Here is a 10,085-nt window from a genome sequence, read left to right on the forward strand (position 1 = left end):
CTATCTTTTTTGTATGACTAAGGTCATATTTTAAAATTGGCATTTTTGCTAAATTAACAGTCTAATAATCTGCATTCTATTTATTATGGGAAATTTAGAGGTTTCAAAACTAAATAAGAAAAAAGATAAAGCGCATTACATCCATCAATTGATAAAAGATCTAGAGGCTTTAGATATGATGATCGAACAGGATTTAATTGAGAAATCACCTATCAGAATAGGTGCAGAGCAGGAGTTTTGCTTGGTAGACCAAGAGTTTATGCCTAAAAACAATTCTCTTGAAGTTTTAGAAACAATAAACGACAATCACTTTACAACCGAAATTGGCGAGTATAATTTGGAAATAAATTTTGATCCCCTTTTGCTGGAAACCGATTGTTTTTCAAGACTGCATCAGCAGCTCAAGTATTTGTTGGACAAGGCAAAAGTAGCCGCCGCAAAACACGATACCAAGATATGCCTTACTGGAATTTTACCAACACTCCGAATACCACACATTTCAGAAAATTATATGACTAAAATAAAGCGTTATGAAGCTTTAAATGAAGCCATAAAAGAGTCTCGCGGACAGGATTTTTTTATTCATATAAAGGGTGTAGACGAGCTTAATTTTCTAAGCGAATCAGTAATGCTCGAAGCCTGTAACACCAGTTTTCAAACGCATCTTCAGGTGAGTCCGGACAATTTTATAAACACGTATAATTGGGCACAAGCAATTTCAGGTCCGGTGCTGAGCATTTGTACCAATTCGCCACTATTATTTGGTAAAGAACTTTGGGCCGAAACTAGAATAGCCCTGTTTAACCAAAGTGTTGATACACGTGCAAATTCGTTTGTTTTAAATGAAAAACAATCGCGGGTGAGCTTTGGAACGCATTGGGAACAAGGCAGTATTTCGTCTATTTTTAAAGATAATATTTCCAAATTTAGAAGTTTACTCACTTCCGATTTTGATAGCGATAGCGTAACTGTATTAAACCGTGGCGAGATACCGAAATTAAAAGCTTTAAACCTGCACAACGGCACCGTTTACCGTTGGAATAGAATTTGTTACGGTGTGGGCGACGGAAAACCACACCTTCGTATTGAGTGTCGGTACTTACCCTCTGGCCCAACCCTATCCGACGAAATTGCCAATATGATGCTTTGGGTGGGCGTAGTGATTGGTCAAACAAAGGCCTATGAAGATATCCATACCAAAATGGATTTTAAAGATGTGCGTTCTAATTTTTACAAAGCCTGTAGAAGTGGCATGCAAACCATTTTTACTTGGAATGGTAAAGATATCAGTGCCAAAGAATTGGTTTTAGATGAATTGATTCCCATGGCGTATCGCGGACTTTATAAAATTGGAATTATTCCCAAAGACGCCGAGCACTATCTCTCTATTATTGAAAATCGCGTGAAATCTTGGAATGGTGCCGAATGGATGGTGAAAAGTTACCGAAATCTTCAAAAAACTAAACGGCCTTTTGAGGCACTTCAGGTTATGACTTCTTACATGTATGAAAAGCAAGAACACGATTATCCGGTGGCAAGTTGGAGTTTATTAAAAGAAGGCATGTCTTCGCATTTTGATATTAAGCGTATTGTTAAGCATAATATGAACACCAAGATTTATTCGGTGGACGAAAAGGACAGTTTAGAATTGGTTTCGCATATGATGAAGTGGAACAACATCCATCATATGCCAGTCATTAATATCAAAAAAGAAATTATCGGTATTTTAAGCTGGAAAGATATTGAAGATTGTCACCAAGACGAACTTTTGGTAAACCAAACCGTTAAAGATGTCATGAAAAAAGCACTTATTACCATTGAACCCGACCGTCCAATAAGAGAAGCAAAAATGTTAATGGAAAAACACAAAATACACTGTTTACCGGTGATATATAAAAATGAATTGGTAGGAATTTTAACTAGTAATGATTTACTAAACGTATGACAGATTTACTCACCAAAAATAGCGATGAAGCGGTGTGCTACAAACGCATTATTAAAACCATTAACGGTAAATTATCTGGTCCTGTGGTCGTGTTTTTTGGTGGTATTCACGGTAACGAAATGGCTGGTAATATTGCCATTAATAAAGTTTTGAATGATTTAGATGAAGAAAAGATTAATGGAACTATTTATGGTATATCAGGAAACATAAAGGCTTTAAAAGCCAACAAAAGATTCATTGAAAATGATTTAAACCGACTTTGGACAAAAACTCAAATAAAGGGTTTATTTCAAAATCCAAACCTCAAAAATGAAGAGGCTGAGCAATTAGAAATTTACGAGTTGTTACAAAATATTATAGCATTTCACCAGGGGCCATTTTATTTTATAGATTTTCACACAACCTCCAGCAAAACCATTCCTTTTATCACTATTAATGACGCATTGATAAATAGAAAATTCTCTAGTTTTTTTCCAGTTCCAAAAGTTTTAGGAATTGAAGAATATCTATCTGGGCCGTTATTGAGTTATATTAATGAGCTTGGCTACGTTTCTTTGGGGTTTGAATCAGGTCAACATTCCGATGAGGCATCTATTGCTCACAGTGTTGCTTTCATCTATTTAACATTGGTGTATACATTGACATTAAAGGTTGGTGAGGTAAAAGACTTTAGCAAATACGTGAGGCAATTAGAAACTGCTGCTCGATGCAACAATACCACCTATGAAGTTACTTATAGACACAAAATTGAAGATGGTGAAATTTTTAAAATGAAACCAGGTTTTAAAAGTTTTGAATTGGTAGATAAACATACTGAAATTGCCACATCCAACCATAAAATAATTAAACTCAAAAATAAGGAAACACTGTTCATGCCCTTATACCAGAAAATTGGCGAAGACGGTTACTATTTAATAAAACCAATTTCACCCTTTATTCTAAGATGCTCCGCAGCTCTACGAAAGTTTAAATTTGATAATTTATTAGTCTGTCTGCCTGGAGTATCTTGGTTTGATAAACCGAACGGCGTCCTGATAGCAAACACAAAAATCACTAAAGTTTTAGCCAAACAACTATTTCATTTATTGGGCTACAGAAGCCGACAAATCAGTGAAAACCAAATCAAACTAACCAATCGTGAGCGTGTTAGTAAAGCTAATATGTACAAGGGTTTACTGTGGTATAAGTTCCGAGCCTAATTACTTTTAGTGTTGTTGGCTCTATTTACATCAGCCATACCATACTTCGGATCAATTTCTACTGATTGTACAGTTTTTGAAGTCTCAAAAGTGTAGTTAGGATACGCCCAAGCCCAGTCATCAATTATGGTAGATGAGGTAGGTTTAACTCCACGAATCATTCGCAATGGAATGTAGAAATCTTCAGTAGTCCCATCAGCATAAGTTACCGAAACGTCTAACGGCATAGGCATAAGCCCAATGCGCTCCAAAGTAATTTTGGTATTATTAATTTCTGAAACACCATAATCAATAGTGTTGGTGGTTTGCCCAAAATCAATTAAATACCATCCCAACTGCATTCCAGAAACTTTTTCGGCTGTTCTTATCACATCATTTGGCGTGGGATGATTAAAGGCAAAGTCTCTGTAGTATTTTTTAATGGTTTTCTTAAGATTTTCTTCACCCATAATATAACCCAGCTGTGCTAAAAACACCGCACCTTTGCTGTAAGCGGCAGTGCCATACGCTGCATTGTATTCATATCTATCGGCATGTGTGGTTAGCGGTTGTTCCTTACCCGAAAGTGCCAAACTTATATAACCGCGATAGGAGCTCGCTTGTGGATTTTCTCTGTTTTGATCCATAACCTCGTTCATCGCCAAATTGCTGATGTAAGAGGTAAAACCTTCATCCATCCATTCGTGTTTAGACTCGTTGGTGGCTAATAAAAACTGAAACCAGGTATGTGCCAATTCGTGGGCTGTCACGCCAACCAAACTTCCAAAATTACGTTCACCAGTAATGAGGGTGCACATAGCGTATTCCATACCACCATCGCCACCTTGAATAACAGAATACTGATCGTAAGGATAAACACCTATATTGTTACTAAAATATTGCATAAGCGCTACAGTTTTTGGCTGTAACTTTTTCCAATTATCAAGATACTCAGGCGCTAAGTCTTTTTTGTAGTAAAAGTGAAGCGTTGGTCCGTTTGGCATAGAAACAGAATCGTGTATAAAATCTGGATCGGCAGCCCAAGTAAAATCGTGCACTTTTGGGGCTATATAATGAAGTGTTTTTTTGCCGTTTTGAGCTGAAGTTTCACTTTGAAGATATCCTGTACCGCCAACCACATAATTTTTATCGATAGTTAGTTTAACATCAAAATCACCCCAAACACCATGAAATTCTCTAGCGATGTAGGGATCGGCATGCCAACCTTCAAAGTCGTATTCTGCCATTTTAGGATACCACTGCGTCATAGATAAGGCCACACCTTCTGAACTGTTTCTGCCTGTACGTCTTACTTGAACAGGTACTTGCGCATCAAAATTCATATTAAAATTAACACTTTCTCCAGGCAATATAACTTGGGTTAAATCAACTTCTAAAATGGTACCAACAGTTTTATAAGATAATGAGGTGCCGTTTTGTGTTAAGCTATTTACCTTGATGTAACCAATTTCGTCAGGCTTTAATTTTGAAATTCTATCGCCTACACGTCTGTCTGGATCTGCAATGGTTCTGGATCGTACATCCATTTCACTGCCTGGCTGAAAAGCATTTAAATGTAAGTGGTAGAATACACGTTTTAATGTGTCTGGTGAGTTATTGGTATAAACCAAGTCTTGCGTTCCTTTGTATTGAAAATTGTCTACATTCATATCAATCTCCATTTTGTAATCGACATGCTGCTGCCAATAACCAGGTTGAGAATTTTGCTGATTGAAGGCGTTTTGTTTTTTAATATCACTTGAATTACTGGTCGCTACTATTTTATTTCCACAAGAAAGCAGTGTTAATAACAAGAAGAATATGGAGAGGTTTAATTTCATCTTTTAATATTTGTTTAATTTTTTGTTGGATGGAATTCACCAACTGTAATTTCGGTTGATGCCCACTAAATTGTTATGATTTATTTCATAACAATTTGGTTAAAACTAATTAGAGCTATTCGCCATTTGCGAGGCTAAAATAAATGCGTTGTAGGCGCTTGCCATTTTCCCAGTTTTAGATAAATCAGCAAACGGACGCACATCACTCGTTTCGCCACCCACAACTACTTTAGTATTTAATGCCAATCCAGATTGAAGGATGGCTTCTTTTACTTGGGCAGCCGATAAACTTGGGTAGTATGAACGAATTAAAGCAGCAATTCCCGCTACACCTGGTGCAGCCATGGACGTCCCGCCCTGAAATTCGTATTCGTTTTCGGGCATGGTTGAATAAATTTGATCGCCAGGCGCAAAAATGTCAACGTTTATTTTTCCGTAATTAGAAAACCCTGAAACCAAATTCGAACCATATTTAGAACTTAAGGAGCCAACTGTAATAACAGTATTCGTGATTTCTGGACCATTATTTATAGCATCATTTGGGAAATTATGGTTACTGTCTAGGTCTTTTCCATCGTTACCTGCCGCGTGTACAAATAGCACATCGTTATCGCCCGCATATTTAAGCGCATCCATTACCCAATCGCTGTGAGGTGAATACGATTTACCAAAGCTTGCGTTAATTATTTTAGCGCCATTGTCAACAGCATATCTTATAGCTAATGCAATGTCCTTATCGTATTCATCACCATTAGGAACGGCTCTAATGGCCATAATTTCAACATTATTAGCAACACCATTAGCGCCTAAATTATTATTTCTTACCGCGGCAATAATTCCCGAAACATGCGTACCGTGACTTTCGGCTTTTTTGATTGGTTTTACATTACCATTACCATAATTGGTATCGGTAATATCATTAATATCATCGCCGGTGGTTCTACCTCTAAAATCTTTATTTAGATTGTAATTTAAACGTTCGTTTATTTGAGTTAAGCCGTCATTTAGTTCCTTTTTAAAAGCACTTAAAGATGCCATATCAAGACCGTAAACATATTTTGCCAAACCTACTGCTTGCATTAAGGCTTGATCTTCCGTTTTTATGGCGTTTACCTCTTCTTTGGTATAATCGTCTTTTTTGAAATGTGCTTTAAGTGTTTCATCGGCACTACTCACTTGAAGTGCAATTTGGTCGTATTGCGTTTTATAACCTGTATACTTATTATACTCTTCTTCATATTCCTTTTCGGCTTCAGCATATCTTGGGTCTGAGGTATCGCCGCTTGCTAGCAATCTTACAAATTCTAACTGCTCGTTATAGGCATCACCTAAAAAGTTCCAACCGTGAATATCGTCAACATAACCATTGCCGTCGTCATCTTTTCCATTATTCGGAATTTCTTTTTTGTTAGTCCATATAACACCTCGTAAATCTTCGTGATCAATATCAATTCCCGAATCTATGACGGCGACAATAACTTTGTTCCCTTTTCTATTTTTTATAAGTTCAGCGTAAGTTTTTTCAACACTCATACCAGGAATGGTATCTTTTACTAAATCTTTGTGGCCCCAGTTTTGTTTTTCGTTTTCAGAAAGTGCCGAAACTTTTAACGGCGAACTGTCAATATTCTCAATAGGGGTAGAAATAATCGCACCGGTGGCACCACAGCCAAGTAATAACCCGGCAACAACAAGGCTTAAAAATAAATGTTTTAGGTTTTTCATCTTGAAAAAATAAGAATTAAGAATTTAGGTTAAATAGTTCGTTACATGTAAAAACTTGGTTGAGTCTCACACCTTTTTCAGTGTGTTTGACGGTGATGATTTGGTTATGCGCATCGTGCTCCAAAAATAGGTAGAAATTTTTATCTGCAGCCAAATTTAAAAAACGTTCTTTTTCATCTAAGGTAAGCAAAGGTCTAGTATCGTAACCCATCACGAAAGGCAATGGTAAATGACCAGCGGTTGGCAATAAATCGGCCATAAAACAGATGGTTTTATCTTGATAAGTGATCATGGGTATCATTTGTTTATCGGTGTGACCGTTTGCAAAAAAGATATCAAAATTTAAATCACACTTTTTTAGAATATCTTGTTCTGGAAGTTTGGTAAATTTAAGCCTACCGCTGTCTTCCATGGGTAAAATATTTTCTTTTAAAAACGAAGCAACTTCTCTTCTATTAGGTTGTGTTGCCCATTGCCAGTGATCTTTATTGCTCCAAAAATTGGCATTTTTAAACGCAGGTTCATAACTGGTCCTGTCTTTATTAAATTGAATACTGCCACCACAATGGTCAAAATGTAAATGGGTCAGGAATACATCAGTAATATCATCGCGATGAAACCCGTATTTTGCCAAAGATTTATCTATAGATTCATCACCCCATAAATGGTAGTAACTGAAAAATTTTTCCGGTTGTTTATTGCCCATTCCAGTGTCTATCAAAGTAAGCCGATTGCCATCTTCAATTAAAAGGCAACGGGCGGCAATATCAATCATGTTATGACTATCGGACGGATTGGTTTTTTGCCAAAGCGATTTTGGAACCACACCGAACATAGCGCCGCCGTCTAATTTAAAATTTCCTGCTTCTATAGGATATAATGTCATGGTTTATTAAATAAATCACAAAGTAACAAAACCTTATTAAATTTAATGAAAACCAGTGTTTTATTAAAATGGATTTAACATTTAGCTCCTAAATTTTTTTATTCTGATTTAGGGTTGTGTTGAGGATCTCTCCAAAAACTTTCCGATTTACTTCGGTCGTCTAAATTGATTAACTCTAACTCAATGTTTTTGGTTTTAGCATTTATTTTAAAGGCATCAATAATATCGTAAATATCAGGATGAATAAATTTTGCCTCACTACCATCAATGGTAACAGATTCATTCTCTGGAATATGATCTAAAAACAACATAATATCGGCTTTATTTAAGAAGGATGTTTCTTGAGCAAGTTTCACAATAATATGATCTTTATCATCACGTGTTATCTTATCGTAGAGATAAGCATTTTTGTAATTATCTCTTAAAATAAAGAATACTGCAACAGTGCCTCCTATTAAGATTCCCGAAATAAGATCGGTAAACATTACCACTAAAATGGTAATAATAAACGGAAGAAATTGCTTCTTTCCTTGCTTGTAAACACTTTTGTAAATAGAAAAACTTGTAAGCTTCGAACCAACCACAAATAACACAGCTGCGAGCGCAGCTAATGGAATTTTGTTAAGTATAAACGGTATTAACGCCACACACAACAACATTACAACGCCGTGGGTTATGGTAGCTGTTTTGGTGCGTCCACCAGCATCTACGTTTGCCGAAGTTCTAACAATTACAGCGGTTATAGGCAAACCTCCAACAAGTCCCGCAACAATATTACCAATACCTTGTGCTTTTAACTCTCTATTGGTTGAGGTTCTTCTTTTGTAAGGATCTAACTTATCACCTGCTTCGGTACTTAAAAGTGATTCTAAACTCGCAATAAACATGATGCTTAAGGCGATACCGTAAATTTCAAAATTGGCCAATTGGCCAAAATCTGGAAAGTTAAAAAAACTAAAGAATTCAGAAGCGTTGGAGGCAACTGGCAATTCAACAAGATGCCCTTTGCCCAATGCAAATTCGGGGTAAGATGCCACAAACACTTCGTTCAATAAAATACTTACCACAACAGCCGCCAGTGCAGAAGGGAAATACTTAAAAAACATCATTTTTTTCAAAACTGGACGCTCCCAAACTAAAATGAGTATTAAGGATACCACGGTAACAATTACAGCACCCCAATTAATATAACCAAATATTTTTGCTATTTCCGAAAAAGTATTGCCACCAGCGTTATTCAAAAAGGACTCGGAGCCATCAAAAACTCCGTCAATACCAAAAGCATGTGGTATTTGTTTCAGTATCAGTATAAGTCCAATAGAAGCTAAAATACCTTTAATCATCGCGTTTGGAAAGAAATAAGCAATAGTTCCCGCTTTTAAATACCCCAGAATTATTTGAAACACACCCGCAACAACAATCGCAATCAGAACCGCATCAAAGCTTCCTAATGTCTGGATCGCAGTTAATATAACCAAAGCCACACTCGCAGCAGGACCACTTACATTCACATTTGAATTACTTAAAAAACCCACAACAATACCGCCAATGATACCTGCAATAATTCCAGAAAATAAGGGCGCGCCCGAGGCCATAGAGATTCCTAAACAAAGTGGTAATGCGATTAAGAATACAACGAAGCCAGAAATAGCGTCGGTTGCGAAGTGTTTTTTGTACATCTCTATTTTACCCATCTTGGTTTTTTTAAGAAGGTGCAAAATTAGTGATAAATCGAAGAGTAGCAGCCCAATTGAATGTTAAATAATTGTAAACTTGTGATCTAGAATTTGGTCAAAACCACCATCCGTGAAAATCTGTGTCTAAAAATAAATAAAGCCATCTATTCAATCAATTTGCATAGTTGCTTACTCTTTAGATACTAGGGAAAAGGCAACAATCACATCTTAAAACCGAAACAACTTAAATCTGTGCAAATCTGTGTAATCCGTGTCTAAAAATAAATAAAGCCATCCGTGATATCAGATTGACAGGCTACTTTTTGCCTATCCTTTTTGGATCGGAAATGGCAAAAAAATCTTTGTTTCCTTAACTCATGCCCCATTAGGGACATCATATTGGTAGCAACATTAATGTGCCTTTAGGTACATCATATAAATTTCCGTAAATCATAATTATAAAGACCACCGTAAAATCAACACAGCCTAAATCTGTGACAATCCGTGAAATTCGTGTCTAAAATCAATAAAGCCATCTACACAATCATACTTGCACAGAACTTTTTTTTCCTTCTTATAGAAACTAGAGAAAAAGCAAAATCCCGTCCATGCTTCCTAAACACATGTCCCATAAGGGACATTATATTGGTAGCAAAATTACAGTATTTGCCTAATGTGCCTTTAGGCACATAATATAAATTTCCGTAAATAATAAATGTAAAGACCACCGTAAAATCGACACAGCCTAAATCTGTGACAATCCGTGAAATTCGTGTCTAAAAATCAATAAAGCCATCTACACAATCATACTTGCACAGAACTTTTTTTTCCTTC

6 protein-coding genes are annotated in these 10,085 nt (G+C 36.4%); 2 read left to right on the forward strand and 4 right to left on the reverse strand.

Annotation, left to right across the window (positions count from 1 at the left end; translation table 11 throughout):
- The first annotated feature begins 85 nt into the window (after positions 1 to 85).
- Positions 86 to 1,945 (forward strand): CBS domain-containing protein, encoded by a 1,860-nt coding sequence (locus tag V7Z48_RS03345; protein ID WP_334111975.1) that lies wholly within the window; start codon positions 86 to 88, stop codon positions 1,943 to 1,945.
- Complete coding sequence (locus tag V7Z48_RS03350; protein WP_334111976.1) at positions 1,942 to 3,144, forward strand: succinylglutamate desuccinylase/aspartoacylase family protein; 1,203 nt, start codon at positions 1,942 to 1,944, stop codon at positions 3,142 to 3,144. The genes V7Z48_RS03345 and V7Z48_RS03350 overlap by 4 nt, the downstream gene beginning before the upstream one ends.
- Here the strand turns inward: V7Z48_RS03350 and V7Z48_RS03355 are convergent.
- The 4 genes from V7Z48_RS03355 to V7Z48_RS03370 form a co-directional block, all read right to left on the reverse strand.
- Positions 3,141 to 4,964 carry a M1 family metallopeptidase gene (locus tag V7Z48_RS03355; RefSeq protein ID WP_334111977.1) on the reverse strand — a complete coding sequence of 608 codons (1,824 nt, stop codon included), beginning with the start codon at positions 4,962 to 4,964 and terminating at the stop codon, positions 3,141 to 3,143. The two genes, V7Z48_RS03350 and V7Z48_RS03355, sit on opposite strands and share 4 nt — an antisense overlap.
- Positions 4,965 to 5,069: 105 nt before the next feature.
- Complete coding sequence (locus V7Z48_RS03360; protein WP_334111978.1) at positions 5,070 to 6,689, reverse strand: S8 family peptidase; 1,620 nt, start codon at positions 6,687 to 6,689, stop codon at positions 5,070 to 5,072.
- Between the two features lie 16 nt (positions 6,690 to 6,705).
- Positions 6,706 to 7,575, reverse strand: coding sequence for an MBL fold metallo-hydrolase (locus tag V7Z48_RS03365; protein ID WP_334111979.1), 870 nt, complete (start codon positions 7,573 to 7,575; stop codon positions 6,706 to 6,708).
- 98 nt (positions 7,576 to 7,673) lie between these two features.
- Complete coding sequence (locus V7Z48_RS03370; RefSeq protein ID WP_334111980.1) at positions 7,674 to 9,269, reverse strand: SulP family inorganic anion transporter; 1,596 nt, start codon at positions 9,267 to 9,269, stop codon at positions 7,674 to 7,676.
- Positions 9,270 to 10,085: the final 816 nt, after the last annotated feature.

The sequence above is a fragment of the Paucihalobacter sp. genome (genome assembly GCF_036825875.1).
Lineage (GTDB): Bacteria > Bacteroidota > Bacteroidia > Flavobacteriales > Flavobacteriaceae > Paucihalobacter.

Excerpts from the sequence above, each read along its gene's own strand:
- V7Z48_RS03345 (WP_334111975.1), top strand. The coding sequence starts at position 86 with ATGGGAAATTTAGAGGTTTCAAAACTAAATAAGAAAAAAGATAAAGCG.
- V7Z48_RS03350 (WP_334111976.1), top strand. The coding sequence starts at position 1,942 with ATGACAGATTTACTCACCAAAAATAGCGATGAAGCGGTGTGCTACAAA.
- V7Z48_RS03355 (WP_334111977.1), bottom strand. The coding sequence starts at position 4,964 with ATGAAATTAAACCTCTCCATATTCTTCTTGTTATTAACACTGCTTTCT.
- V7Z48_RS03360 (WP_334111978.1), bottom strand. The coding sequence starts at position 6,689 with ATGAAAAACCTAAAACATTTATTTTTAAGCCTTGTTGTTGCCGGGTTA.
- V7Z48_RS03365 (WP_334111979.1), bottom strand. The coding sequence starts at position 7,575 with ATGACATTATATCCTATAGAAGCAGGAAATTTTAAATTAGACGGCGGC.
- V7Z48_RS03370 (WP_334111980.1), bottom strand. The coding sequence starts at position 9,269 with ATGGGTAAAATAGAGATGTACAAAAAACACTTCGCAACCGACGCTATT.